This is a genomic window from Mumia sp. zg.B17, from assembly GCF_019550915.1.
Taxonomy (GTDB): domain Bacteria; phylum Actinomycetota; class Actinomycetes; order Propionibacteriales; family Nocardioidaceae; genus Mumia.
The window spans coordinates 99,648-123,348 of record NZ_JAHWCI010000006.1 but is presented as its reverse complement, the minus strand read 5'-3'; the positions used below and the strand labels follow the sequence as shown (position 1 = coordinate 123,348).

Sequence of the window (23,701 nt, the reverse complement as noted above, 5' to 3'; positions counted from 1 at the left end):
GGAGGTGGCAGACGTGGCGAAGAAGACGAGCGCGAACCCGACGACCAGGTCGCTGGCGTCGTCGATGGAGACGATCGAGGAGCGCACGGAGGAGCTGCTCGAGGCTGTCGAGGCGATGCAGCACAGCTCGTCGCGGGAGTTCGCCAAGGTGTGGACGACGCTCGGCGGGATCGCCGGGCTCGACGGCCTCGCGGTCGGTCTTGCCGAGATCGCGGAGGTGATGGGACCGCTGCGCAGCATCGTCCCGCCGTCCACCGCCCTCGAGCTCGATCCCGGGGTCGGTGAGGCACTCGCCGTCATCCGGGACTCGCTCGGCGGGGACCGGGACTCCAACTTCCAGCAGCTGGCCACGGACTACGAGCTCCCCGTCTCGTTCATCGGTCAGGCCCGGCCGGTGGTCACCGGCCCGTACTACGAGGAGCAGGTGGCATGATCACGCAGCTCGTCCAACAGCTCGGTGGCGGTCCCGCCGCGGAGGCCCAGGTCATCACCGCGGACCCGCTCGACCTCGTCTGGCGCATGGAGCAGGTCCTCGACGCGGCCAACCCGTGGGCACCGAACCCGCCCCCGGCCGGCCCCGCGCGCGTCGCGCTCTTCAACCAGGGGGCGTTCGGCGGCGTCGCGATGCCGTCGCAGCCGGCGTGGGACCACCTGATCTATGCCTACGCGATCGAGAACACCCGTGCCGCCCACATCCTGGCGCGTGTCGTGCGTGCGTTCCGTGGTGGCGAAGGGCTCGGCATCCCCTCGGTGTCGACGCAGCGCTGGCTGGACGCGACCGAGACCTTGTTGTTCGGCGCCCACAACCCCGTGGCCGCGTGGCTGTCGACGAGCGCCGTGCGTCCCGACGCCGAAGCCGTACGCCGCAACGCGTACTACCGGATGTTCGGCATGGACCTCGCCCACGGTACCGACGCCAACGCGCCGTACCCGTACGAGAAGGCCGAGGCCTCGAACCGGACGTTCGTCGCGCTGCTCGAGGAGCTGCTGTACGAGCTGTGGCGCGCGATCGAGAACGTGCGGAACCTGGTCGCTGGCAACACCACCGACGACGACCGGATCTATCGGCTCGCCGAGCAGATCGGGTTCATGCTGCGCTCCCGCCGCCAGAACGCGCTGCTGAGCCGCGAGGAGCTCGCGGCGACGACCGCGATGGGATGGGTGGAGCTGACGCTCGGCTCCAACACTCCGGTCGTGGTGGACCTGCGGGCTCAGGCGACGAGCGCGGCCGACCGGCTCCGGGTGATCGGCGAGCGGGTCGGGCTGACACCGCACTCGCGGGCGAACTCGTTCTTCGCGATGGCCCAGGAGCTGTCCCTGGTGCTGCGTGCGCTCGAGGCCGGCTGGGTGACCGACAGCGGCACCGCATGGTTGCTGTATCAGAGCACGGTGCCGCCGGCCCTGCCACCGTTGCCGCCCGGCGCGGTCCCGCTGGGCACCGAGGTGCGTCGCGTGATCACCGAGTGGGCGGCTGCGAGCGGGCGCAACCTCAAGGAACGCCCGACACCGATCCAGGTCGTCGCCGCGCCGCGGCCGCTGACCAAGCGATGACGGGGTGAACCATGCTCGAGGACGAGGTGCCGTGGCAGACCGAGACCGATGCGGGCACGCAGGAGTGGTTCGACGAGAGCCCGTTCCGGACCGAGGGTGGGGCAGAGGCCGTGTCGTCGACCCAGACCGAGTGGGGCGAGACGGAGTGGGGCGAGACCGAGTGGGGCGAGACCGAGTGGGGCGAGACCGAGTGGGGAGAAGATCCCACCACGGAGGCCGAGACCTGGGGCGCGTACCGGTGCGCGCCGGGTGACGGGCCGCCGGCAGCCCCGGTCGGGCCGCGGCCGCTCATCCACCGCAGCACCTCGGCCTCGAAGGCGCGCAACCCCGCGGTCGGCTACGCGCAGCACCTCCTGAACCGGTTCCTGGCGGCATGGCGCTCCGGCACGCCGGCGTGCAGCGACACCAGCCAGGCGACGCGTCAGTACATAGCGTCGTTGCAGCCGCAGCTCAAGGCGATCGGCCAGGACCCGCTCGTCGTCGACTGCCGGTTCGGGCAGGGGACGGAGCTCGCGACGAAGATGTTCCAGGCGTGTCGCGGCCTGGTCCGTGACGGGGTGATCGGACCGAAGACGTGGCCGGAGCTCGAGAAGCTCGCGCCGGGCCCGGCGCCAGTACCCGGCCCCGCACCTGTGCCCACCCCGACACCTGCGCCCACCCCGACACCCATGCCCACGCCGGGCGTACGAGTCCGTGAAGACGTCTGGACTCTCAGCGCGGCCGACCGGTGGCACCCCACCATCCTCTGGTACGCCCGCGCGATCACCGCGCTCCAGGCCAGGGACGGCACGACGTTCGCCGACCCGCGCTGCTGGCGTCACCTCGCCGAGACGCACGGCACCGACATCGACCGGTCGTCCTGGCCGTCCGGTGCGCGCTGGAACGCCTGTGAGCACGAGAGCTGGCACTTCCTGCCGTGGCACCGCGTCTACCTCCACCACTTCGAGCGGATCGTGCGAGACGAGATCACCCGCCTCGGTGGTCCGCAGGGCTGGGCGCTGCCGTTCTGGAACTACAGCGACCAGTCCCGTTCGGACGTCCGCAGGATCCCCCCGGCGTTTCGTGACGCCCGGACGCCCGACAACCAGCCCAACCCGCTGCTCGTGTCCCAGCGTGCACCCGGGATCAACGGAGGGGCAGCGATGGCTGCGGACGCCGTCGAGCTCACCAGCGCCATGGAGACCAACCAGTTCACCGGGCCGTTCTCGCCAGGGTTCGGCGGGCGGGCGGCACCCGTGGGCACCCACGCCGGTGGTCCCGGTTCCGGTGCGCTGGAGGACTCACCCCACGGCGGTGTCCACATGGCCGTCGGTGGTTCGGCGCCCCGAGGACTCATGGCACGTTTCGAGACCGCGGGCCGCGATCCGCTCTTCTGGCTCCACCACGCCAACATCGACCGGCTCTGGGAGGCGTGGCTGCGCCGAGGCAACAACCGCAACCCGACCCGGAACGACTGGCGAGACGCCCGATGGGTGTTCGGGTCCGGCACCACCACCACGACGTTGACCACGGCACAGGTGATCGACCCCCGCCGGCCGCCGTTGGGATACCGGTACGCGGACATGCCCGCTGCCGCCGCCCGCGAAGCGCTCGCCGAACGGTTCGACGAGGTGCCGCAGCCCGTTGCCGAGCAGGAGGAACGGCCGCCGGAGATGGTCGGTGCGTCCAGCGGGCCCGTACAGGTGGGTTCACGACCCTCCTCGGCGCGCGTGGACGTGAACGCCCCGAGGGGTCCGGTCGCGCGGCTGATCGAGGAGTCGGGGGGAGTCCCCCCAGGCTCGCGTGTCTTCCTCCGCCTGGAGAACGTCACCGCGACCCGGCTCGGTGCGGGATCGGTCGTCGTTCACGTGAACGTACCCCCGGGGGCATCGCCGCGAGACTTCCCCGACCGCAAGGCGGGTCTGCTCTCGATGTTCGGGGTGATCGAGTCCTCCACGAAGTCCGACACCCACAGCGGCAGCGGGAAGAACGCCACGTTCGAGATCACCCGGATCGTGAAGGCGCTGGCGGCGGCGGGGCAGTGGGACCCCAAGAAGCTTGACGTCTCGTTCACGCCGATCCCCGACGCCACCGGCAACGTCCCGTCGGGTGACGTCGCGGTCGGCCGGGTCAGCCTCTTCTACGCATGAGCATGGTCCACGCATGAGCGGCGCGACGTTCGTCGTACGGACGCACTGGTACCACCCCGAGTGGTGCGCCGTGGTGCTCGCGGCATCGGCCTGGGTTGTACTTGCGTGGCTCGCGCTCGCCGATCCCGGACGCTTCTTCGGCTCGCCCGAGGTCCACCCGCCGCTGCACGCGATCGGGCATGCGGCGGTGATGGTGGTGGCGATGATGGTGCCGTTCGTCCTTCCGCAGGTCGCCTTCGTCGCCCAGTCCAGCCTCTGGTCGCGGCGCTACCGGGCTGCGGCGGGCTACCTGACCGGCTATCTCGCCGTTTGGACGGCGGTCGCGACCGCGTCTGTCGTCCTCGGCGGCCTGCTCGTCACGTTCGTGGGATGGCGCCCCGCGATCGTGGTGGGCTTCGCGGTCGCCGCCGCGGCGTACGCAGCCCCGTCGCGGCGACGCCTCCTCCGCCAGTGCGCGATGACGATGCCGTTGGCGGTGAGCGGATGGAGGGCGGACCGCGACTGTGTCCGCTACGGCGTCGCGACGGGGCGGCGGTGCGTCGCGACCTGCTGCGTCCTCATGACGGCGGTGATGATCGGCCACGGCCTTGTCGCCATGGCCGTGGCCACTGTGCTGGGGGTGCTCGAGCGGAGGCGCGGCAGCAACGTCCCTCGAGGCGACGGCACGCTCGTCGTCGTCGCCCTGGGCCTTCTGACCCTCGCTCTCTCGTACGGCGTTGGTGGCGGCGACCCGTCGTCGCCGACGGTCCCCCTCGAGCCGCACACGCACTGACTGACGCCGACGCGGAGCTAGCGGAGGCTCTCCGGTGAGAGCTCGGCAGCGAGGACCGAGGCCTGGTAGGCGGTCAGCACGACCTCGGGCGAGTCCGGGTGCTCGGGGAAGACGAGGACGAACACCGGCTCGCCGGTCTTCGGGTCGACCCCGCGAAGGCTGAGGAAGACGTCGTCGCCGAACGAGCGGCACGGTGCTCCGACCTCGTGGGGCATCGCGCAGAACCGGACACAGGTCGGATACGGCCACTCGGGACCCGGCGCACTCGGCGGACGGTGCGCGGCCCGCTTGCCGTAGATGACCCCGCTGGCGGCCGTTGTTGCGGGGTCGTCGCTCATACGGACAAGGATGGCGTGCGGCGGCGGCACCGGTCCAGCGAAGTTCAACCGTGAGACGGGGGTCATGCTCTGAGGGATCGGATGCAGAGATCTGAGGGGTGCTCCCCGATGCTCACCGGCGTTCGCGCGTTCGACGGTGGAATCCACATCGCAGGAGGATCCCGTGAACACAGCTCGCCACCCACACCGCAGCATCTTTGCTGTTGCCGCGACCCTCGCCCTGGTGCTCGCCGGTACGCAACCCACGCACGCGAAGCCAGTCCCGGAGGACGGCCCGTACGCCGACGATGCTCCCGCCGCGACGGTCTCACCCTCGCTGGACGACAGCAAATGCGAGATCGAACGTGTCGGAGATCGGCTCGTGCGGTGCGACCACCTGGCCGGAGCCGCTCCGGCACCTCAGACGGTGCCAGAGCAGGGTGCCAGTCGCTGACGGTCAGGGGCCCACCCGGTGCTGGGCCAGCACCGCGAGCTCGACGCGGTTCTTCGCACCGCTCTTGCGCAAGATGTTCGACACGTGGGAGCTCACCGTCTTCTCGCTGATGACGAGCGCATCAGCGATCTCCGCGTACGTCCGCCCGGCGACCAGGTGCGCCACGATCTCGTTCTCGCGTGGGGTGAGGCCGGGAAGGGCGCCGTCGGCCCACGTCCCGGCGGGCTCGCCCACCACCTCCGCCAACGAGATGTGGGCGCTTGCCGCGAGCCGTTCGAGGGCGTCGATCACGGGGACGGCCCCGAGCCGGCTCGCGAGCACGTGGGCGTCGCGCAGGATCCCGTTGGTCTCACGTCCGTGATCGCCGGAGCGCAGCAGCGCTTCGGCCCAGCGCCATCCCGCGTACGCCTCGTCCCAGCGCAGGTGCGCGCGGCGGGCGCGGACCGTGGTGACACGCCAGAGCAGGGGCGCGTCCGGGCTCGACATCGCGCGTGCGAGCTCGGCACGGTAGAGCACCTGGATCGCTTCGATCTGGGCTGCCACCCACGGCTGCATCTCACCGATGTCCAGGACGATGTGGCGGTGAGTCGCAGCGAGCTCGGTGAGCATGCGCAGCAGGTCGTCGGTGCCCTCCCCGGCGGCTCGACGTCGCTCGATCTGGTCGGCGAGAGCCCGCACCGCCAGCGGGAGCAGGTACTCGATCATGGACGGCGGAAGCGTGTCGAACCCCAGACCCGCGACCGCGTGGGAGTAGGCAGCCTCAGGATCGGCAGCGGCGAGCGCCACCAGCGCCCGGACCGCGTCGAACTCGAGCTCGTAGAAGCTCTGCGTGTCGACAACGAGCTCCTCGGCTCGCGCCAGGTGCGACGCTGCCTCCTCGTGGCGCCCTTGCCCCGCCGCGAGATGGGCGAGCGACAGACGCCCGCCGGCGTCCCACATCGGCTGCAGCCGCGTCGCCATGCAGGAGCGGAGAATCGCCACGCACTCCTCCCACTCGCCGATCCAGAGGCGAGCATCGGCTTCGAGGATGTCGAAGAGCACGATCTCGTGCCGCGGTGCGCCGGAAGCGGCGAGGTGCTCGCGGTCGCGCGCGATCTGCTCGGCGAACCAGGGTGACCAGGCCGAGTCGCCCGCGCAGGTGCGGTACTCCGCACTCCTCGCCGCCGATGGCCAGTCGCCTTCGCGCATGCTTGCGGCAACTGCCTCACCTGCGCAGGCGATCGATGCCGCGGCGTCGTCACCGACGAAGGCCGTCACGGACTTGGCCGTGAGCGCCATGCCGACGGCGGCGCCGATCTCCTGGGCGATCATGACGGCTTCCTCGCTGAGCGCGGCGCACTTGGCGGGCTCCCAGTCACCATGCATCGCGCTCCACGCAAGCGTTCGCACCAGCGTGGCCGACGGAGGCTGTGAGCGGGCGAGCGTCTCGGCGGCCGCCAGTGCGTCGTCGTCGACGTACGTCCGGCCCGTCAGGTGGCGGACGCTGGCGCGCCGCACGATCAGGTCGGCCACGGCGAGCGGGTCGGTCGCTGGGTCCACGCACGTCATCAGCTCGTCGACCAGGGCGAGCTCGGCGTCGAGGTCCCCGGACATCTCGGCGGCGGCCCGGGCGCGGTGAAGGAGGCCGAGCCGCGTGTCGTCGCGTCCGTCCGACGAGTCGTGTGTGAGCTCTCGCTCGAGCAGACGATGTGCCTCCGACCAGGCGCCCGCCGACTCGGCGGCCTCTGCCGCACGCAGCGCCCAGGTCCGGGCGTGATCGGTGTCCTGGGCCTGGAAGTAGTGGTCGGCCACCAGAGCGACGCGTGCGGCCTCGGCCGTCTCCTCGTGCAACGGCGGTTGTCGCTCCCACCACTGCGCGAAGGCGCGGTGCCGGGCACGTCGCTCCCGCCCGGGCATCTCTGCCTCCATGGTCTCGGCGAGGAGCGGGTGGTGGATCCAGAACCGCCCAGCTGGAAGCGCGTCGACGACCCCAGCGGCGACGGCCTCGGGCACGATCTCGTCCCACCGGAGATCCGGGGCGACGTCATCAAGCTCGTCGTAGGTCGCCGGATGGCCACCGACGGCGAGGGTCTGGGTCCCGCGTCTCGCCGACGCCGAGAGCGTGGAGGAGGTTCGCAGGAGCGCGTCGTGCAACGATCCCGGCATCGCGGTGGGCAGGTGACGAGCGTCGCTGCGTAGACCGGTCGCTAGGAGGCGGGTGAAGTAGGGGTTCCCACCGGCCCGGGCGTACACCTCGCCGACGAGAGAGCCGTGGGGCGTCTCCCCGAGGAGGCTGGTGAGCTGGTCGAGGGTGGACGCCCGGTCGAGCGGTGCGAGCTCGATCTCCTCGACACGCGGCAGTCGACGCACGTCGGCGAGCCAGCGCGTGAGCGGGTGTTCATCGGTCACCGCCCCGGAACGGACCGTGGCCATGATCGACAACCGACGGCGCTCCGGCCCGGCGACGACGTACTGCAGCACGTCCAACGACGTCTGGTCTGCCCAGTGGAGGTCGTCGACCACAAGTGCGACGGGGCGTGTCTCCGCGAGCCTGTCGAGCCAGGCATCGATACCCACCAGAGCGTCCGCGGCGTCATGGCCGTTGGGCAGATCGAGGGGCGGGACGTCGTCGGGCAGCTCGCGCACCAGAGACCGGATGGCGAGCAGCGGCACCGTCAGGCTCGACAAGGGCAGACCCGCTCCGTACAGGGCGACACCCTCGGTGCGGGCTTCGGTGACAGCACGGACGAGCGATGTCTTGCCCACTCCCGCCTCACCGTGCACGAGCACGGTGCACGCACGTCCCGCCTCGGTCTCGTCGAGGAGGGCGCTAAGCAGCTTGCGCTCGCGGTCACGACCGACGAGCGCGGTCGTGGGGGACGGTACCGACCGGTCCACCCCCGCATGATCGCAAAGGCGGTTCAGCCGGGCCGAGTTCTTGCATCGCACTAGCATCGAGCGGTGCCGCCCATGCCTGCCGCCGAGATCGACGTGACGATACCGCTCGTCCGAGGGCTCCTCGAGGCTCAGCATCCCGATCTCGCCGACCTCCCGATCCGACTCGTCGCGAACGGGTGGGACAACGTGGTGCTGCGGCTCGGTGATGACCTCGCGCTCCGAGTGCCTCGGCGGGCACTCGCCGCGGACCTCGTCCGCCACGAGCAGGACTGGCTGCCGATCCTCGCGCCGCACCTCCCGGTCCCCGTCCCCGAGCCCGTACGCACCGGGCTGCCGAGCGACGGCACGCGCGGGCCGGAATACCCGTGGGCGTGGAGCATCGTCGCCTGGTTCGACGGACGCATGCTGGGGGAGACTCCGGTGGTCGACCGCCGCACGGTGGCGCGGCCGCTCGCCGACGTCGTGACCGCACTGCACCGACCGGCTCCGGAGGACGCGCCGCGCAACCCGTACCGAGGCGTTCCGCTCGCCGCCCGCGACGAGGGGATGCGGGAGCGCGTCGCAACCGGACACGTGCCGTACGCGGGGGAGCTGCTGAGCCTCTGGGAAACGGCGGTGGCGGCGCCTGTTTGGGAGGGGCCGCCGCCGTGGCTCCACGGCGACCTCCATCCCGCGAACGTGCTCGTCACCGACGGGGGAGACGACCTCGCTCTGTCGGCGGTGATCGACTTCGGCGACATGACGTCCGGTGATCCGGCGACCGACCTCGCGACGGCGTGGCTGACCTTCGACGCACCGGGGCGCGCCGAGTTCCGTGAGCAGGTGTCCCGGGCCGGCTACGCCGACGCCATGACGTGGGAACGCGCACGTGGGTGGGCGGTGCTCTTCGCGGCGGTCCTCATCGCCGCGTCCGACGACGCGCCCGTCCTACGTGCGGTCGGCCAGCACGGGCTGACCCAGCTGCTGGACGAGCGATGAGGCCGCACGTCCGGTCGTCACCGGAGGGTGCGACAATGGAGGCACGGTTCACGGGAACTCGCCTTCCTGTGCCGAGGCCCCGAGCAGAGCTTCCACCTCTTCTCGGGGCCGACTTATGCCGGGGTGTTGGACCTTTCGGCGCCGTGATCGTGACGTCGGCCGGGGGGAGACGTCCTCGTTCGTACGGGGGTCAGGGCGGTCCGAACCCGTTGAAGGTGTGTCCCAGCCATCTGGCGTCGCTGGGGCGGGGCACCGGACCGTGCGGCCGGTGGTCGGGGTCGTCGGCCGTCCCCACCGCCCACGGAAGCGCGTAGAGAGCCGCGGCGATCTCCGTGATCCGGCGCTCCGTGTCACGGCGTCCCGGCGCCGGCTCGACGTGCATCACGACGCCGTCGCACGTCACGACGATCGGGCGGCGGCCGAGCTCCGAGGCAGCCGGCGGAGCGTCCGCGCCTGCGGCGAACTCCGGCATCCAGGGCGCCGCGTCGCCGACCTCAGGACACCGTCGACGCCGAATGCGCCAGAACGTGCCGCCCGCCCGGAGGATGTCCATGAACCATCATGACACTCCGATCCGCGGCCGACGCCGCGATGGAGATCGGCTGATCGGTGGGAGTCGCCCGTACGCCGCGCGCCTCGTGTCGTGCTCGGGCCTGGAGCCTCCGCACTGCAAACCCCGTCGTGAGCAGGAGATGGACCGCCATGCCCGAATCGGCCGAGCTCGAACCCCTCACGCCCACCTGGTCGGAGTTGGGTGCCGGGGTCGCTGCGGTCGTGAACGTGGCTCTCATCCTGCTGGTGGTCGTTCAGCTGCTGCGGGGCCGGCTGACGGTGCCGTACGGGATTCTCGGCTGGGTCGTTCTGCTCGCCGTGCCCGTTGTCGGACCGATTCTGGTCTTGACGTGGCAGGCTCGGGTCGCCCGGCGCCTCGAGCAGTCGCAGCAGTCCGTCGCCTGACGGGCTCTCACACTCGCCGGTCGACGGCCGCGCACGGTCACGACATCTCGGCGTCCGAAACGGGACGAGGCCGGCTCCCGTGGGGGAACCGGCCTCGACCTTGCAGTGATGCTGGTGGGCGATACTGGGTTTGAACCAGTGACCTCTTCCGTGTCAGGGAAGCGCGCTACCGCTGCGCCAATCGCCCGTGGTCCTTGCGGACCAGGGATGGAGCCTTGCGGCCCCATCGAGGTGGAGACGGGATTTGAACCCGTGTAAACGGATTTGCAGTCCGTTGCCTCGCCTCTCGGCCACTCCACCGGACATCTACGATGTCTGAGAAGGGGCCCTGGGACCCACTCCGAGCGGACGACGGGATTCGAACCCGCGACCCTCACCTTGGCAAGGTGATGCTCTACCACTGAGCCACGTCCGCGTGCTTCCGGGCTTCCCCGGTGCGAGAGAAACATTAGCGGATGGGTTCAGGTGGTCCAAACGGGGGGTCGCCCACGCACGTTAACGTGGCGTCATGCGCGCCTGGATCAACGGAAGAACGCTGGAATCCCCACACGAACCCGCTCTCGGGGTCCTCGACCACGGCCTCGTCGTCGGCGACGGCGTCTTCGAGACGATCAAGGTCGTCGACGGTGTCCCGTTCGCTCTCACCCGTCACCTCGAGCGGTTGGCCCGCTCGGCCGGCGGTCTCGGCATCGGAGAGCCGGACCTCGACCTCGTACGCCGTGGGGTGGAGGCGACGGTCAACGGGCAGGTGATCCCGTTCGGGCGGATCCGGATCACCGTCACCTCAGGGCCCGGTCCGCTCGGCTCGCCGCGCGGGGACCAGGGGCAGACGGTCGTAGTCGTGGCCGAGCCGTCCACGCCCCCTCCGGCGACGACCGCGATCGCGACCGTGCCCTGGGCGCGCAACGAGCGTGGCGCCCTCAGCGGCCTCAAGACCACCTCGTACGCCGAGAACGCGCTGATGGTCGAGCACGCGCTCCGTCACGGCGCCTCGGAGGCCGTCATGGCCAACACCGCCGGCCTGCTCTGCGAGGGCACCGGGTCGTGCATCTTCTACGTCCTCGACGGTCAGCTCGTGACGCCCACCCTCGAGTCGGGGTGCCTGGCCGGCGTCACGCGGGCACTGGTCCTCGAGTGGTGCCGCGACGAGATCGACGTCGTCGAGCGCGACGAGCCGATCGAGGTGCTGGAGCGTGCCGACGAGGTCTTCCTCGCAGGCACGACGCGCGACGTCCAGGGCATTCACCGGGTCGACGACCGCGAGCTGGCCGCCCCCGGCCCGGTCACCGCGCTGGCTGCGAAGATCTTTGCGCGACGCTCGGCGGAGACGGTCGACCCGTGACCGGATCCTCGACGATCGTGCGGCGGCGCGACAGCGCGTAGACGCAGAGGCCGCCGACGTACGCGCCCAGGGTGCCGAGCGTCAGGTCGCCGAGCGTGTCGGTGTAGGCAGTCACCAGCTCGGAGGAGTGGCGGACGAACGCGACGTACTCCCCGGCCTCCCAGGCGACGGCCGTCACAGGCCCGAAGGCGAGCGCCCTCTCGGTCACGGCACTCAGAGCCGCGTCACGGGGGAGCGTGAGGACGACGAAGCCGGCGGTCAGCAGACCCCAGTTCATGAAGTGCATCCAGTCGTCGAACCACCAGACGGTGTCGAAGAGGTCGAAGCGGTTGCCGAGGGTGTCGGTGAGCCAGGGGAGGGTGATCAGCAGGTCGCCCAGCCACGGGTACGCCGTGCCGCGAGGCCGCCACAGCCACCACCACAGCAGCGGCACGATGGCGGCGCCGAGGGGATACGCGACCGCTCGGAACCCCATCGCCTTGCCGCGAAGGTTCCCGAGATCGGGGTACGCGACGGCGACGAGGAGGAGGACGACGAGCAACGCTTTGGCGCCGATGTCAAGGACGGCGAGGGTACGGCGCGACGAGCCAGACCCGGATTTCGGAGAGGTCATGCGCGTACGCTAGTCTCTGTGTCGTCCCGCTCCGGTGGGACGTCCGAGCGGGCGATTGGCGCAGTGGTAGCGCGCTTCGTTCACACCGAAGAGGTCACTGGTTCGAACCCAGTATCGCCCACCAGCAGCACCGCAGGTCAGAGGTCGGTTCCCGAAGCGGAGCCGGCCTCGTGCCGTTCCAGGGGCCGACCCGATCGGTCGAACGCTGATGAAGGGACTCGATGTGGACGTCTTCATCATCGGGGTGACCGGGGGAGTCGGACGGTTGCTGACCCAGGAGCTCCGTGGTCGGGGCGCCTCGGTGCGCGGGCTCGTACGCCGACCTGGACAACGGGCCGATCTCGCGGCGTCGGGTGTCGACGCCGTCGTCGGTGACCTGACGACGTTGTCCCAGGAAGACCTGGCGCCTGCGTTCGGCTCTGTCGACGCGGTCGTCTTCGCGACGGGCTCGAACGGCGGTTCTCGAGCGGTCACCGATGCGCTCGACGCCGACGGGCTCCGAAAGACCGTGGGCGCCATGCGCCTGGCGGGCATCGACCGTCTGCTGCACGTGTCCGTGATGCCCGAGGCATGGCGAGAGCGCGGTCTCGATGCTGAGACCGAGTACTACTTCGCCGTGAAGAAGGAAGCCGACATCTTCCTCAGCCACAGCGATCTGGACTGGGTGATCCTTCGGCCCGCGATGCTGCACGACCGCGATGGTCTCGGTCGTGTGTCACTCGGCCCGGCCGAGAGGCACGAGGAGATCGCTCGCGCCGACGTCGCGAGCGTCCTGGCTGGACTTCTGTACGAACACCGCATCGGCCGACAGGTCCTCGAGCTCAACCAGGGGACCACGCCGGTCGCTGCCGCCATAGCTGCGAACGTCCGCTAGCGGGCTGCCCGTCAATCGAAGACCGGGAACCGGACGGTCGCGCTTCCCGGCCACGCCGGTGCGGGCTGTCGACCGGTGCCGATGAGCGTGACGTCCAGGTCCGTCCACGACGACGGGAGGGGCTCGTCGACGAGGGCCTCGACCGTCGCTCGCGCGAGCGCGAGGGCGCCGGGCGGTGGCGGCTCGTCGGACAGCAGGTCGAGGTGGTGCACCACGACCTCGACGGCCCAGACAGCGAGGTAGTCGCCTGGAGCGAAGACGTGCCCTTGCCGCGCACGCGGGCTCTCGCCGAGTGCGAGGACCCCGCGGCGCAGCGCTGCGGCGACGTCGCGGAGCTGGGCTGTCGCCGAGGCCGGTCGCGCGTACGCCATCGAGCGGCGGCGCTGCGACATCAGCTCCGGGACAGGGTCGTCGGTCGCGTACTCGACGACGAACGCCGACCAGTAGCTGGCCGCATCCACTGTGGGCTCTGAGTCGACCGAGGACACCAGGCCCCCGAGCATCGACTGCCACCCGCCGATGACGTGGACCACGACGTCGAGGCGACTCCAGCCGTGGCAGCGAGAGGCGCCGAGCAGCTCGTACTCGCTCAGAGCGTCGACGGCACGCACGAACGCGTCGATCGTGTCCAGGCACGCAGCGCGGCCGTCGTCGAGCGGGACGGTGAGCGTCATGCAGGAAATGTAGCCGTCGACAAGGTCTTGACCTCGGCACTTGTTTTTTGCAAGTGTGACGGAACCGCAAGACGCACGACCTACCCATGAGGGAGACCCCACGATGACCGCGATGTTCGTCAACCTGCCGGTGACCGAGCTGGAGCGCGCGAAGGCGTTCTACACAGCGCTCGGGTTCACTATCAACCCAGCCTTCTCCGATCACAACGCTGCCTGCGTCGTGGTCGAGGAGGACCACAGCTACGTCATGATCCTGGTGCGCGACTACTTCCAGACCTTCACCGATCTCCCGCTCGGTGACCCGGCCGCGAGCCCAGCCTCGTCCACCGCGATCTTCGTCGACACGCGGGAGGGGGTCGACGCGGCCGTCGCCAACGGCATCGGTGCCGGCGGCTCCGAGCCTCGTCCCCCTGCGGACTACGGCTTCATGTACCAGCGTGGGCTCGCCGACCCCGACGGCAACATCATCGAGTTCGGCTACATGGACAAAGCCGCCGCCGAGCAAGGTCCCGAGGCCTTCATGGAGCAGCAGGCCTGAGGTCGATGGCGCCACGCGACTACGGGCAGTGGTGCGGCATCACGCGAGCCCTGGAGCTGGTAGGTGAGCGCTGGGCCCTCCTCATCGTCCGCGACCTGCTCGTCGGGCCGCGCCGCTACGGAGAGCTTGCCGCGGGACTTCCCCGGATCCCGAGCAACGTCCTGGCGGCACGGCTCAAGGAGCTCCAGGCGGCCGGCATCCTCCGCCGGGCCCCGCGCTCGCGGGTCATCGTCTACGAGCTGACGCCCTTCGGACGCGAGTTGGAGCCCGTCGTGCTGGCCCTCGGCGCGTGGGGCTTCAAAGCGATGGACGAGCCACGAGAGGAGCAGGTCGTCACGCCCGACTCGTTGACCATGACCCTGCGGACCGCCTTCCGCCCGCAGGTGGCCCTGGAGCTGCCGGCGACCGCCTACGCGGCACGCCTCGGTCCCGCCGAGCTGCTCGTTCGGGTGGATGGCCCCACGCTCCACGTCACACGTGGAGACGGTCCGGTCGACCTGGCGTTCGCGGCGGGACCCGGCCTCCGTCGGCTCATCTCCGGCGAGCTCGCTCCCGACCGAGCGCTCGCCACGGGTGAGATCGAGGTCCTCCGTGGCCGCGGTGATCTCCTCGCCCGCTTCGCGAGCACGTTCCACCTCGCCGCGTGACCCACGGCCTCACACCGTCCGCGGGTCGAACCCGAACGGCAGCTCGAGCCGGTGAGCGCGCATGAAGTCCTCGTCGGAGAGCAGCTTGCGGGTGTCGCTGTCGGCGGCCACGACCCCGTCGGCGAGCACCACCGACCGCGGGCAGAGCTCGAGCGCGTACGGGAGGTCGTGGGTGACCATCAGCACCGTGACCGACAGCGAGCGCACGATGTCGGCAAGCTCGCGGCGCGCCATCGGGTCGAGGTTCGACGACGGCTCGTCGAGCACGAGGATCTGCGGCTCCATCGCCAGCACGGTGGCCACCGCCACGCGCCGTCGCTGGCCGAAGGAGAGGTGGTGGGGCGGGCGGTCGGCGTAGTCGGCCATGCCCACCTGGTCCAGTGCGTGCATCACCCGCTGCTCGAGTGCGTCGCCGCGCAGGCCGAGGTTGGCCGGGCCGAACGCGACGTCGGCGCGGACCGTCGCGGAGAACAGCTGGTCGTCGGGGTCCTGGAACACGATGCCGACCCGGCGCCGGATCTCCCGGAAGTTCTTCTTCTCCACGGGCAGCCCTGAGACCGCCACCGTCCCCGCACCGGGCAGCAGGATCCCGTTGAGGTGGAGCACGAGCGTGGTCTTGCCCGCGCCGTTGGGTCCGAGGAGGGCGACGCGCTCGCCGGCGTGGATGTGCAGGTCGACGCCGTACAGGACCTGGCTGCCGTCCGGATAGGCGTACGCCAGCCCGCGGACGTCGATGACGGGGACGCTCACGATCGACCGCCCGACGGGTCGTGACCCCGCGACATCATCGCCAGGTGCACCCGCTCGCCACGCTCGTAGGACCGGATGAACAGTGCTGAGGCTGTACGGCCGAGGACGCCCCACTGGCGGATCGAGGAGCCGCGGAAGCCGCGAGACTCGCGGGCGATGCGCATGCGGTGCATCTCGTCGGCGACGACGTCGACGTAACGGATCATGAACGCCATGATCTGGACCATCTCATGGGGGAGCCTCAACCGGCCGAGGCCGGCCAGCAGCTCGTGCGGCTCGGTGGTGGCGGCCAGCGTCAGGCTCGCCGCGACGCCGATCGTGGCCTTGATGAGCAGTGCCGCGGCTGCCTCGAGACCGGGCTCGCTGACCGTGAGGCCGAGGAACGTCGTCGTGGGCCCGGTGGCGATGAACGGCAGCAGGACGGCGAAGACGACGAACGGGACCTCGACGAGCATCCGCGGCAGCAGGAAGCCGAGCGGCACCCGCGCCACGACGATCAGGGCGACGAGCACAGCCGCGTAGGCGGCGAACGCTGGGTACGCCGTCCGAGGTGTGGCGACGACGACGAGCATGAACCCGAGCAGTGCGAGCAGCTTGAGGTGTGCGGGCGCACGGTGCACCGGCGTACGTCCCGGGACGTGCGTCCTGCGCCGGTGCGCTGGTCCCATCGCGAGGTGCTCAGACGGTGTGACGCCCGCGGCGGCGCACGACGAGTGCGACACCTCCGGCGATCACGAGGACCAGGACCGTACCGGTGACGCCGGCGACCGCGCCGGAGAGCCGAGGGTTGTCGATGCCCTTGGTCGAGTAGTCCGACATCGGGCTGTCGGCCGAGGAGCGGTGTTCCTCCGCGGTGCCGAGGAACCCCTTGTCACCGGCGACGAACTCCAACCCATCGGGGTGGCTCGAGGCGTAGTGGCTGACGAACCCCGCCAGCACGAGCGCGACGAGGACGCCGGCGAGGACGAGGGCTCGGGTCGACACCCGCGTCCGGCGCGCGCTCACGCTGCCGCCCTCTTGGAGGGGCGGAGCTCCAAGGTCCGCGCCGTCAGTGCCGACCGTGCCCCGTAGACGAGGTCCGGACGCACGGCGAGCACGGCGCTGACCACGAGTCCGGTGATCACGGCCTCGCCGAGCCCGATGACGGTGTGCCAGCCGACCATCGCGGTGGCGAGAGACCCCAGCGGGATCGGCGCCTCGCCACCGACGGCGTACAGGCCGGTGAAGGCGAGCGCGGCAGCCGGCACGGACACCAGCGCGGCGAGCGCCGCGGCGGGCGTGACAGACGCCAGCCGGTCCGGCAGCACGGCCTTGATCAGACGGAGGACCAGCCAGCCCACCCCGACGCCGACGAGCCCCATGAGCGTGATGTTGGTGCCGAGCGCTGTGATGCCACCGTCGGCGAAGAGGAGGCACTGGACCAGGAGAACGGTGCTGATGCACAGCACCGCCGTCCACGGTCCGACCAGGACCGCGGCGAGCACGCCTCCGAGGAGGTGCCCGCTCGTGCCGGCCCCGACGGGGAAGTTGATCATCTGGGTGGCGAAGACGAAGGCGGCCACCAGTCCGGCCATCGGGGCGGTCCGGTCGTCTAGCTCACGTCGCGCGCCGCGGAGGGCGAGCGCGAGGCCGGCGACGGCGGCGGCGCCGGTCGCGACCGAGGTGGATGCGTCGAGGAAGCCGTCGGGTACGTGCACCTGACGACTGTAAGTCGAAGGCGAGGGGTCGGCCATGGGGTCTCATGGCCGACCCCTCGGCCCTAGAGGTCGACGCGCTCGTTGTCTGCGCCGTCGTAGGCGTTGCCGGTGATCTTTGCCTTGGCCAGGCTGATCAGAGACGCGACGCGCCCGCCGGGCGTGTCCCAGTACTCGCCGCCCTGGAGGTCGACCCGGATCAGGACGACGTTGGGGTCGTCGGGTCCCTCGGGCATCCATGCCTCCGCGAACGTGTTCCAGAGCTCCTCGAGCTTCGCGCGGTCGTCGACGACCGTCGCCGTCCCGTTCAACGACACCCAGGTGCTCGGCGAGGAGAACGTGATGCCCACGTGCGGACGGGCGGTGATGTGGGCGACCTGCCGAGAGTCCCGTGCGGTGATGAACCACATGTCGGCGCTCGGCTCGACCTGCTGGCGGGCCATCGGCCGACTCGTGATCGTCCCGTCGATGTCCACGGTCGTGAACATCGCGATCCTGAGATCGTCCAGCAGCTCGAGGAGCGTGCTCTGCTCGTCGGTCATGACTCTCCCTCCGTGGCGTGCCGACGAGGTACCCAGCCGGGGCGTCGCCATGCCGCGTGCCTTTCGTGCGCCAGAACAGACCACGACCAAAGGGGTGCGCGGCCACGGCGGCCTTGCAGATAGCATCGAGGCGTCTGTCCGCACCACCTGAGGAGCACCCGTGTCCGAGCTCGTAGTCCTCGTCGTCGGCCCTGACTCCAAGGCCGAGCGCACGGTGACGTCCGGCACGAAGGCGTGGGAGCTGTTCGCCGAGAACCCCGACGTCGTCGCGGCCCGGGTCAACGGTGACCTCAAGGACCTGGCGTACGAGCTGGTGGGCGGCGACGCCGTCGAGCCGGTCGCGATCACCAGCAAGGACGGCCGCGACATCCTGCGGCACTCCACCGCCCACGTGATGGCGCAGGCGGTCCAGCAGCTGTTCCCGGAGGCCAAGCTGGGCATCGGGCCCCCGGTGGAGAACGGCTTCTACTACGACTTCGACGTCGAGACCCCCTTCGTGCCCGAGGACCTGGCCAAGATCGAGTCCCGGATGCGCAAGATCATCAAGGAGAACCAGCGTTTCTCTCGCCGCGCGATCGACGACGCGGAGGCGCGGGTCGAGCTCGCCGACGAGCCCTACAAGCTCGAGCTGATCGGGCTCAAGAGCACTGCGGGCAGCGACGACCTGGACCACGCCGCCGAGGGCGCGAGCGTCGAGGTCGGCTCCGGTGGCCTCACGATGTACGACAACCTCGACCGTCGCGGCGAGCGGGTGTGGACCGACCTGTGCCGCGGACCCCACCTGCCCACCACCAAGCGCATCCCCGCCTTCACGCTCATGCGGAGCGCGGCGGCGTACTGGCGAGGCGACGAGAAGAACAAGCAGCTCCAGCGCATCTACGGCACCGCCTGGGAGTCGAAGGAGGCGTTGGAGGCCTACCTGCACCGGATCGAGGAGGCCGAGCGCCGCGACCACCGCAAGCTCGGCCGCGAGCTCGACCTCTTCAGCTTCCCTGACGAGATCGGCTCCGGGCTCCCCGTCTTCCACCCCAAGGGCGGGGTGATCAAGCGGGAGATGGAGGACTACGTCCGTCGCCGGCACATCGAGGAGGGGTTCCAGTACGTCGGCACCCCGCACATCGCCAAGGAGGAGCTGTTCTACACCTCCGGGCACCTCCCGTACTACGGAGAGGGGATGTTCCCGCCCCTCGACGTCGACGGCATGGACTACCGCCTCAAGGCGATGAACTGCCCGATGCACAACCTGATCTACCGGTCCCGGCAGCGGTCCTACCGCGAGCTGCCGCTGCGGCTGTTCGAGTTCGGCAGCGTCTACCGGCACGAGAAGTCGGGCGTCGTGCACGGCCTGACTCGCGTGCGCGGATTCGCGCAGGACGACTCGCACTCCTACTGCACTCCCGAGCAGGCCCCCGACGAGGTCGAGCACCTGCTGGGCTTCATGCTCAGCGTGCTGCGCGACTTCGGTCTCGACGACTTCTACCTCGAGCTGTCCACCCGCGACGCGGCCAAGGACAAGTTCATCGGGTCGGAGGAGGACTGGACGACCGCGACCAAGGTCCTCGCCGACGTCGCCCTCCGCACCGGGCTCGAGCTCGTGCCCGACCCGGGCGGAGCTGCCTACTACGGTCCCAAGATCTCCGTCCAGGCGCGCGACGCCATTGGCCGGACCTGGCAGATGGGCACCGTCCAGTACGACTTCAACCAGCCGTCCGCCGACCGGTTCAACCTGGAGTACGTCGCCGCCGACGGCTCACGGCAGCAGCCGGTGATGATCCACTCGGCCAAGTTCGGCTCGATCGAGCGGTTCCTCGGGGTGCTCGTCGAGCACTACGCCGGCGCCTTTCCTCCCTGGCTCGCGCCCGTCCAGGCCGTCGCGATCCCAGTCGCCGAGCGGCACGTCGACTACCTGCGCGAGGTAGCGGCGACGCTGCAGGCGCAGGGCATCCGGGTCGAGGTGGACGAGGCCGACGACCGCATGCAGAAGAAGATCCGCAACGCGCAGACGCAGAAGATCCCCTTCATGCTGATCGCGGGTGACGACGACGTCGAGGCCGGCGCGGTGTCGTTCCGCTACCGCAACGGCAGCCAGGACAACGGCGTCGCCCTCGACGATGCGGTCGCCCGCATCGCGCAGGCCATCGCCGACCGGGCCCAGGTATGACGTCTGGACACGACGCCGGCGACTCCGGCCCGTGGGGACGCCCCGAGACCGGATTCGAGGACTTCGACCGGCTCTGGACCCCGCACCGGATGGCCTACATCACCGATACCGGCCCACGCGAGGGGGGCTGCCCGTTCTGCGTGATGCAGCAGCGGCCCGACGAGGAGACGTTGATCGTCGCTCGCGGTGACCACGTCTACACGGTGCTCAACCTGCACCCGTACAACCCGGGTCACCTGATGGTCGTGCCCAACCGCCACGTGGGAGAGCTCGAGGAGCTGACCGACGACGAGGCGTGGGAGCTCACGGCAACCACGCAGCAGGCGTTGCGGGTGCTCAAGCACGTCAGCGCGCCGGCCGCGTTCAACGTCGGCCTCAACCTCGGGGCGGTGGCGGGCGGGTCGTTGTCGCAGCACCTCCACCAGCACGTCGTCCCGCGCTGGATGGGCGACTCCAACTACATCACCGTCACGGGGCACACCAAGGTGATGCCGCAGCTGCTGTCGCAGACGCGTGACCTGCTCGCGAAAGCGTGGAACGCCTGATGCTCGAGAGGTTCCGCGCGACCTGGGCTCGGATCATGTCGCCGATCGCCGATCTGCTGCTCCGACTCGGTGTCAGCCCCGACGCGGTCACGTTCGTCGGGACGCTGGGGGTCACCTCCGCCGCCCTCTGGTTCTTCCCGCGGGGACAGTTCTTCCTCGGTGCCGCCGTGATCACCCTCTTCGTGTTCTCGGACATGATCGACGGCCTCATGGCCCGCAAGTCGGGACGGTCGAGCGCCTGGGGTGCCTTCCTCGACTCCACCCTCGACCGGATCGGCGACGCGGCGGTCTTCGGCGGGCTCGTCCTCTGGTACGCGGGCACGGGGGACGACCTCGTGCTCACGTCCGTCGCACTGTGGTGCCTGGTCGGCGGGCAGCTGACCTCGTACGCCCGTGCCCGGGCGGAGTCGCTCGGCATGGAGGCCAAGGGCGGCATCGCCGAGCGCTCGGACCGGCTCGTCGCGATCCTCATGATGACCGGCCTGTCGGGCATCTTCGACCTGCCGATCCTCCGCACGATCGTGCTCTGGACGCTGGCGGTCGCGAGCACGATCACGGTCGTGCAGCGCATCCTGATGGTGCGGAAGCAGTCGTTGGCGGACGTATGAGCTCCCCCATCGGTCGCGTCCTGGACGTGGCGCGTACGCACGCGGAGGCTGCGGCGTACACGATCGGCTGGGACCTCGCGGTCCGGCTGCCGCAGCCCCTCGTCGACCGGGCCATGCGGACGACCGCCGACCGTCTGTACGCGCGCGGCGGGAGCAGCATCGACCGCTTGCGCTCGAACCTGTCGCGGGCGGCGCCGGACGCGACTGCCGGAGAGCTCGACGAGCTCGGGCGAGACGCCATGCGCTCCTACCTGCGCTACTGGGGGGAGGCGTTCCGTCTCCCGCGCTTCACCGCCGACACCGTCGACGACTGGATCACGGTCGACCATCCCGAGCGCGTGTTCGCGTTGAAGGCGCAGGGGCGGGGGATGATCGCCGCACTGCCGCACATGGGCAACTGGGACCTCATGGGCGCCTGGGCGCTGAGCCACGGCCTCCCGTTGATGACGGTGATGGAGCGTCTCAGGCCCGAGCGCCTGTACGACGAGTTCGTCGCGTTCCGCGAGGGACTCGGCATGACGGTGCTCCCGCTGACCGGTGGAGAGCCGACGATGCCGCGGCTCGCCGCGCACCTGCGGGCGGGGGGCTTCGTGTGTCTGCTCGCCGACCGCGACATGTCCCGCAGCGGACTTGTCGTCGACCTCTTGGGCGAGAAGGCGCGGATGCCCGTCGGACCGGCGCTCCTCGCGCAGCAGACCGGGGCGGCGCTCTTCGCGGCGACCTCGCGGTACGAGCAGGACCGGCTGCGCATGACCGTGCACGAGGTCGTGCCGACCCGGGAAGGCCCGGACGGACTGGTGGCGATGGCGCAGGACCTCGCCGACGTCTTCAGCGCAGAGATCCGCCGCAGCCCCGCCGACTGGCACATGCTCCAGCGCGTCTTCGAGGTCGACCGGCTTCCGGACGGAGGCGTGCGATGAGGATCGGGATGGTCTGCCCGTACTCGTTCGACGTCCCCGGCGGCGTCCAGAACCACGTCCTGGACCTCTCCCGGACGCTCGGAGGGCTGGGCGTGGAGGTGTCGGTGCTCGCGCCGGCCGCCGACGACGACGACCTGCCCGACTACGTGACACCGGCCGGCCGCGCCGTGCCCGTCCGCTACAACGGTGCCGTCGCGCGCGTGTCGTTCGGGCCGATGGCGATGGCCCGCACCCGACGCTGGCTGCGCGACGGCCGCTTCGACGTGCTGCACGTCCACGACCCGGCCACGCCGAGCGTATCGCTGGTGGCGCTGAGCCTGTCTTCCGGGGTCTCGATCGCGACGATCCACACCTCCATCGGCCGCTCGCGCGCTCTCGCGGCGACGGAGTCGCTGCTGCGCCCGGCGATGGAGAAGCTCAGCGCGCGGATCACGGTCTCGCGGGAGGCGCACCGCGTGGTCGAGCAGTACCAGGGCGGCGACTCGGTGATCATCCCGAACGGCCTCTACGTCGACGACTTCGACGCCGTACCGCGGAGTGCGGGGACCACCGGCCGCACGGAGCTGCTGTTCCTGGGGCGGTTCGAGGAGGCACGCAAGGGTCTTCCCGTCCTGCTGGGCGCCCTGCCGCCGGTGGTCGACCGGTTCCCTGACCTCCGTCTCGTCGTCGCCGGGGCGGGGGACCCCAAGGTCGGGTCGGCGATGGTCCCCGAGGGGCTGCGCCACCACGTCGAGGTCGTCGGGCGGGTCTCGGACGCCGAGCGCGCCCAGCTGCTCGCCCGGGCCGACGTCTACGTCGCGCCGAACACCGGTGGCGAGAGCTTCGGCATCGTCCTCATCGAGGCGATGGCGGCGGGCGCACCAGTGGTGGCCAGCGACATCCGCGCGTTCGCGGACGTGCTCGAGAACGGCCGCCTCGGTGCCCTCTTCGCCAACGAGGACCCCGGGGCTTTGGCCAAGACCCTCATTTCGACGCTCGAGGACCGGGCTCGTCAGGCACGTGCGGACCTGGCGCGACGCGAGGTCCGGCGGTACGACTGGAGTGTGGTCGCGCCGCAGGTGGTCCGTGTGTACGAGACAGTCCTCGGAGGAGGCAGCGTCGGATGAGCACGCTCGAGTGGATCCTCGTCGTCGGTGCCGTGGTCGCGGCGATCACGGTCGCGCTGTCGACGACGGCCGGCCGGCTCGACCGGCTGCACATCCGTCTGGCGACCGCCCAGGCCTCGTTGGACCGTCAGCTCCTCGACCGGTCGACGTGCCTGCGCAACGTCGCGGTGGGCGGAGTCCTGGACCCTGCCAGCGCCCTGGTCGCGGTCGAAGCCGCCGATGCCTCGCGCGCGGCGATCGGCAAGAGCGACCAGGCCGAGCGGGAGACGGCGCTGAGCGAGGTCATGCGCACCGTCTTCGGTGACGCCGAGGACGTCGACGCGCTGTGGGCGGCCGCCGACGAGCCGCAGGCCGAGCTGCTGGCCGACCTCGGCGACGCGTGCGAACGCGTCCAGCTGGCGCACCGTTTCCACGACGACCTCGTCGCCCGCACCCAGCGGATGCGGCGCAAGCGGATCGTACGGTGGGCGAGGCTCGCCGGCTACGCGCCGTGGCCGAATCGGATGGACTTCGACGACACGCCGCCGCCGCACCTCGTCGCGCACGAGCGCCCCGTGGCCTCCTCCGAGATGGGGCAGCAGCAGGGCTGATCGGCTCACCTCGTGGCGGGACCGCTCCGGCGTCGGTGCACGGTCGTACGATGAGGCCAATG

At 70.5% G+C, this 23,701-nt stretch carries 26 protein-coding genes and 4 tRNA genes; 17 read left to right on the top strand and 13 right to left on the bottom strand.

The window, feature by feature from the left end; all coding sequences use genetic code 11:
* The first annotated feature begins 13 nt into the window (after positions 1-13).
* Genes KV097_RS09095 through KV097_RS09080 form a run of 4 tightly spaced genes read left to right on the top strand, consistent with a single transcriptional unit; the run spans position 14 to position 4,452 of the window.
* A complete protein-coding gene (locus KV097_RS09095; protein WP_220344535.1) occupies positions 14-433 on the top strand; it encodes a hypothetical protein in 420 nt (139 codons plus the stop codon).
* Entirely contained in the window at positions 430-1,551 is a 1,122-nt protein-coding gene (locus KV097_RS09090; RefSeq protein WP_220344538.1) for a hypothetical protein, read from the top strand. The genes KV097_RS09095 and KV097_RS09090 overlap by 4 nt, the downstream gene beginning before the upstream one ends.
* Positions 1,552-1,562: 11 nt before the next feature.
* Positions 1,563-3,680, top strand: a complete 2,118-nt coding sequence (locus KV097_RS09085; RefSeq protein WP_220365695.1) for a tyrosinase family protein — start codon at positions 1,563-1,565, stop codon at positions 3,678-3,680.
* Between the two features lie 13 nt (positions 3,681-3,693).
* A complete protein-coding gene (locus KV097_RS09080; RefSeq protein WP_220365694.1) occupies positions 3,694-4,452 on the top strand; it encodes a DUF2182 domain-containing protein in 759 nt (252 codons plus the stop codon).
* A gap of 17 nt (positions 4,453-4,469) precedes the next feature.
* On the opposite strand, the gene KV097_RS09075 is transcribed toward KV097_RS09080, so the two are convergent.
* Positions 4,470-4,790: a hypothetical protein gene (locus KV097_RS09075; protein ID WP_220344543.1), complete on the bottom strand. Its 321-nt coding sequence runs from the start codon at positions 4,788-4,790 to the stop codon at positions 4,470-4,472.
* 436 nt (positions 4,791-5,226) lie between these two features.
* A complete protein-coding gene (locus KV097_RS19515; RefSeq protein ID WP_220365693.1) occupies positions 5,227-8,100 on the bottom strand; it encodes a helix-turn-helix transcriptional regulator in 2,874 nt (957 codons plus the stop codon).
* 72 nt (positions 8,101-8,172) lie between these two features.
* Between KV097_RS19515 and KV097_RS09065 the strand changes: the two genes are divergently transcribed.
* Positions 8,173-9,078: an aminoglycoside phosphotransferase family protein gene (locus KV097_RS09065; protein WP_255559445.1), complete on the top strand. Its 906-nt coding sequence runs from the start codon at positions 8,173-8,175 to the stop codon at positions 9,076-9,078.
* A gap of 190 nt (positions 9,079-9,268) precedes the next feature.
* Here KV097_RS09065 and KV097_RS09060 read toward each other — a convergent pair whose 3' ends face one another.
* Positions 9,269-9,631 carry a hypothetical protein gene (locus tag KV097_RS09060; protein ID WP_220365691.1) on the bottom strand — a complete coding sequence of 121 codons (363 nt, stop codon included), beginning with the start codon at positions 9,629-9,631 and terminating at the stop codon, positions 9,269-9,271.
* 149 nt (positions 9,632-9,780) lie between these two features.
* Here KV097_RS09060 and KV097_RS09055 point away from each other — a divergent pair, with 149 nt between their 5' ends.
* The gene (locus KV097_RS09055; protein ID WP_220347124.1) at positions 9,781-10,035 is read left to right on the top strand and encodes a hypothetical protein; all 255 of its coding nucleotides are present in this window, start codon (positions 9,781-9,783) and stop codon (positions 10,033-10,035) included.
* A gap of 112 nt (positions 10,036-10,147) precedes the next feature.
* On the opposite strand, the gene KV097_RS09050 is transcribed toward KV097_RS09055, so the two are convergent.
* The 3 genes from KV097_RS09050 to KV097_RS09040 all read right to left on the bottom strand — a co-directional run bounded on the left by KV097_RS09050 (position 10,148) and on the right by KV097_RS09040 (position 10,450).
* A tRNA-Val gene (locus KV097_RS09050) sits at positions 10,148-10,222 on the bottom strand.
* 42 nt (positions 10,223-10,264) lie between these two features.
* A tRNA-Cys gene (locus KV097_RS09045) sits at positions 10,265-10,335 on the bottom strand.
* Between the two features lie 43 nt (positions 10,336-10,378).
* A tRNA-Gly gene (locus KV097_RS09040) sits at positions 10,379-10,450 on the bottom strand.
* 93 nt (positions 10,451-10,543) lie between these two features.
* On the opposite strand from KV097_RS09040, the gene KV097_RS09035 reads away from it, so the two are divergent.
* A complete protein-coding gene (locus KV097_RS09035) occupies positions 10,544-11,377 on the top strand; it encodes an aminotransferase class IV (RefSeq protein ID WP_220365690.1) in 834 nt (277 codons plus the stop codon).
* Here KV097_RS09035 and KV097_RS09030 read toward each other — a convergent pair.
* A complete protein-coding gene (locus tag KV097_RS09030; RefSeq protein ID WP_220365689.1) occupies positions 11,319-11,990 on the bottom strand; it encodes a hypothetical protein in 672 nt (223 codons plus the stop codon). The two genes, KV097_RS09035 and KV097_RS09030, sit on opposite strands and share 59 nt — an antisense overlap.
* 49 nt (positions 11,991-12,039) lie before the next feature.
* Between KV097_RS09030 and KV097_RS09025 the strand changes: the two genes are divergently transcribed.
* Positions 12,040-12,114, top strand: a tRNA-Val gene (locus tag KV097_RS09025).
* 84 nt (positions 12,115-12,198) lie between these two features.
* The gene (locus KV097_RS09020; protein WP_255559399.1) at positions 12,199-12,864 is read left to right on the top strand and encodes an NAD(P)H-binding protein; all 666 of its coding nucleotides are present in this window, start codon (positions 12,199-12,201) and stop codon (positions 12,862-12,864) included.
* A gap of 11 nt (positions 12,865-12,875) precedes the next feature.
* Here KV097_RS09020 and KV097_RS09015 read toward each other — a convergent pair whose 3' ends face one another.
* On the bottom strand, positions 12,876-13,538 hold the full coding sequence (locus KV097_RS09015) for a maleylpyruvate isomerase N-terminal domain-containing protein (protein ID WP_220365688.1): 663 nt from the start codon (positions 13,536-13,538) through the stop codon (positions 12,876-12,878).
* Between the two features lie 103 nt (positions 13,539-13,641).
* On the opposite strand from KV097_RS09015, the gene KV097_RS09010 reads away from it, so the two are divergent.
* Together KV097_RS09010 and KV097_RS09005 are read left to right on the top strand one after the other, a co-directional pair.
* A complete protein-coding gene (locus KV097_RS09010; protein ID WP_220365687.1) occupies positions 13,642-14,076 on the top strand; it encodes a VOC family protein in 435 nt (144 codons plus the stop codon).
* A gap of 5 nt (positions 14,077-14,081) precedes the next feature.
* On the top strand, positions 14,082-14,723 hold the full coding sequence (locus tag KV097_RS09005; RefSeq protein ID WP_220365686.1) for a helix-turn-helix domain-containing protein: 642 nt from the start codon (positions 14,082-14,084) through the stop codon (positions 14,721-14,723).
* Between the two features lie 9 nt (positions 14,724-14,732).
* Here KV097_RS09005 and KV097_RS09000 read toward each other — a convergent pair whose 3' ends face one another.
* The 5 genes from KV097_RS09000 to KV097_RS08980 all read right to left on the bottom strand — a co-directional run bounded on the left by KV097_RS09000 (position 14,733) and on the right by KV097_RS08980 (position 17,709).
* Entirely contained in the window at positions 14,733-15,473 is a 741-nt protein-coding gene (locus tag KV097_RS09000; protein ID WP_220365685.1) for an energy-coupling factor ABC transporter ATP-binding protein, read from the bottom strand.
* Positions 15,470-16,141, bottom strand: a complete 672-nt coding sequence (gene cbiQ, locus KV097_RS08995) for a cobalt ECF transporter T component CbiQ (RefSeq protein WP_220365684.1) — start codon at positions 16,139-16,141, stop codon at positions 15,470-15,472. Before cbiQ ends, KV097_RS09000 begins: the two co-directional genes overlap by 4 nt.
* A 10-nt stretch (positions 16,142-16,151) precedes the next feature.
* Positions 16,152-16,478, bottom strand: a complete 327-nt coding sequence (locus tag KV097_RS08990) for a PDGLE domain-containing protein (RefSeq protein WP_220365683.1) — start codon at positions 16,476-16,478, stop codon at positions 16,152-16,154.
* Entirely contained in the window at positions 16,475-17,170 is a 696-nt protein-coding gene (locus KV097_RS08985) for an energy-coupling factor ABC transporter permease (protein ID WP_220365682.1), read from the bottom strand. Before KV097_RS08985 ends, KV097_RS08990 begins: the two co-directional genes overlap by 4 nt.
* A 62-nt stretch (positions 17,171-17,232) precedes the next feature.
* Positions 17,233-17,709: a pyridoxamine 5'-phosphate oxidase family protein gene (locus KV097_RS08980; protein WP_220365681.1), complete on the bottom strand. Its 477-nt coding sequence runs from the start codon at positions 17,707-17,709 to the stop codon at positions 17,233-17,235.
* Positions 17,710-17,869: 160 nt separating this feature from the next.
* On the opposite strand from KV097_RS08980, the gene thrS reads away from it, so the two are divergent.
* From thrS to KV097_RS08950, 6 genes are read left to right on the top strand one after another with little or no spacing between them, the layout of a single operon-like run.
* A complete protein-coding gene (thrS, locus tag KV097_RS08975; RefSeq protein WP_220365680.1) occupies positions 17,870-19,870 on the top strand; it encodes a threonine--tRNA ligase in 2,001 nt (666 codons plus the stop codon).
* On the top strand, positions 19,867-20,415 hold the full coding sequence (locus tag KV097_RS08970; RefSeq protein WP_220344576.1) for an HIT domain-containing protein: 549 nt from the start codon (positions 19,867-19,869) through the stop codon (positions 20,413-20,415). Before thrS ends, KV097_RS08970 begins: the two co-directional genes overlap by 4 nt.
* Positions 20,415-21,023, top strand: a complete 609-nt coding sequence (gene pgsA / locus KV097_RS08965) for a phosphatidylinositol phosphate synthase (protein WP_220344578.1) — start codon at positions 20,415-20,417, stop codon at positions 21,021-21,023. The genes KV097_RS08970 and pgsA overlap by 1 nt, the downstream gene beginning before the upstream one ends.
* The gene (locus KV097_RS08960; protein WP_220365679.1) at positions 21,020-21,943 is read left to right on the top strand and encodes a phosphatidylinositol mannoside acyltransferase; all 924 of its coding nucleotides are present in this window, start codon (positions 21,020-21,022) and stop codon (positions 21,941-21,943) included. Before pgsA ends, KV097_RS08960 begins: the two co-directional genes overlap by 4 nt.
* Positions 21,940-23,049, top strand: a complete 1,110-nt coding sequence (locus KV097_RS08955) for a glycosyltransferase family 4 protein (RefSeq protein ID WP_220365678.1) — start codon at positions 21,940-21,942, stop codon at positions 23,047-23,049. Before KV097_RS08960 ends, KV097_RS08955 begins: the two co-directional genes overlap by 4 nt.
* Positions 23,046-23,639, top strand: a complete 594-nt coding sequence (locus KV097_RS08950; RefSeq protein ID WP_220344583.1) for a hypothetical protein — start codon at positions 23,046-23,048, stop codon at positions 23,637-23,639. The genes KV097_RS08955 and KV097_RS08950 overlap by 4 nt, the downstream gene beginning before the upstream one ends.
* Positions 23,640-23,701: the final 62 nt, after the last annotated feature.

Coding starts and splice junctions, on each gene's coding strand:
- KV097_RS09090 (WP_220344538.1), top strand. CDS start 430: ATGATCACGCAGCTCGTCCAACAGCTCGGTGGCGGTCCCGCCGCGGAG.
- KV097_RS09085 (WP_220365695.1), top strand. CDS start 1,563: ATGCTCGAGGACGAGGTGCCGTGGCAGACCGAGACCGATGCGGGCACG.
- KV097_RS09080 (WP_220365694.1), top strand. CDS start 3,694: ATGAGCGGCGCGACGTTCGTCGTACGGACGCACTGGTACCACCCCGAG.
- KV097_RS09075 (WP_220344543.1), bottom strand. CDS start 4,790: ATGAGCGACGACCCCGCAACAACGGCCGCCAGCGGGGTCATCTACGGC.
- KV097_RS09065 (WP_255559445.1), top strand. CDS start 8,173: ATGCCTGCCGCCGAGATCGACGTGACGATACCGCTCGTCCGAGGGCTC.
- KV097_RS09060 (WP_220365691.1), bottom strand. CDS start 9,631: ATGGACATCCTCCGGGCGGGCGGCACGTTCTGGCGCATTCGGCGTCGA.
- KV097_RS09055 (WP_220347124.1), top strand. CDS start 9,781: ATGCCCGAATCGGCCGAGCTCGAACCCCTCACGCCCACCTGGTCGGAG.
- KV097_RS09035 (WP_220365690.1), top strand. CDS start 10,544: ATGCGCGCCTGGATCAACGGAAGAACGCTGGAATCCCCACACGAACCC.
- KV097_RS09030 (WP_220365689.1), bottom strand. CDS start 11,990: ATGACCTCTCCGAAATCCGGGTCTGGCTCGTCGCGCCGTACCCTCGCC.
- KV097_RS09020 (WP_255559399.1), top strand. CDS start 12,199: ATGAAGGGACTCGATGTGGACGTCTTCATCATCGGGGTGACCGGGGGA.
- KV097_RS09015 (WP_220365688.1), bottom strand. CDS start 13,538: ATGACGCTCACCGTCCCGCTCGACGACGGCCGCGCTGCGTGCCTGGAC.
- KV097_RS09010 (WP_220365687.1), top strand. CDS start 13,642: ATGACCGCGATGTTCGTCAACCTGCCGGTGACCGAGCTGGAGCGCGCG.
- KV097_RS09005 (WP_220365686.1), top strand. CDS start 14,082: ATGGCGCCACGCGACTACGGGCAGTGGTGCGGCATCACGCGAGCCCTG.
- cbiQ (WP_220365684.1), bottom strand. CDS start 16,141: ATGGGACCAGCGCACCGGCGCAGGACGCACGTCCCGGGACGTACGCCG.
- KV097_RS08980 (WP_220365681.1), bottom strand. CDS start 17,709: ATGACCGACGAGCAGAGCACGCTCCTCGAGCTGCTGGACGATCTCAGG.
- KV097_RS08970 (WP_220344576.1), top strand. CDS start 19,867: ATGACGTCTGGACACGACGCCGGCGACTCCGGCCCGTGGGGACGCCCC.
- pgsA (WP_220344578.1), top strand. CDS start 20,415: ATGCTCGAGAGGTTCCGCGCGACCTGGGCTCGGATCATGTCGCCGATC.
- KV097_RS08960 (WP_220365679.1), top strand. CDS start 21,020: ATGAGCTCCCCCATCGGTCGCGTCCTGGACGTGGCGCGTACGCACGCG.
- KV097_RS08955 (WP_220365678.1), top strand. CDS start 21,940: ATGAGGATCGGGATGGTCTGCCCGTACTCGTTCGACGTCCCCGGCGGC.
- KV097_RS08950 (WP_220344583.1), top strand. CDS start 23,046: ATGAGCACGCTCGAGTGGATCCTCGTCGTCGGTGCCGTGGTCGCGGCG.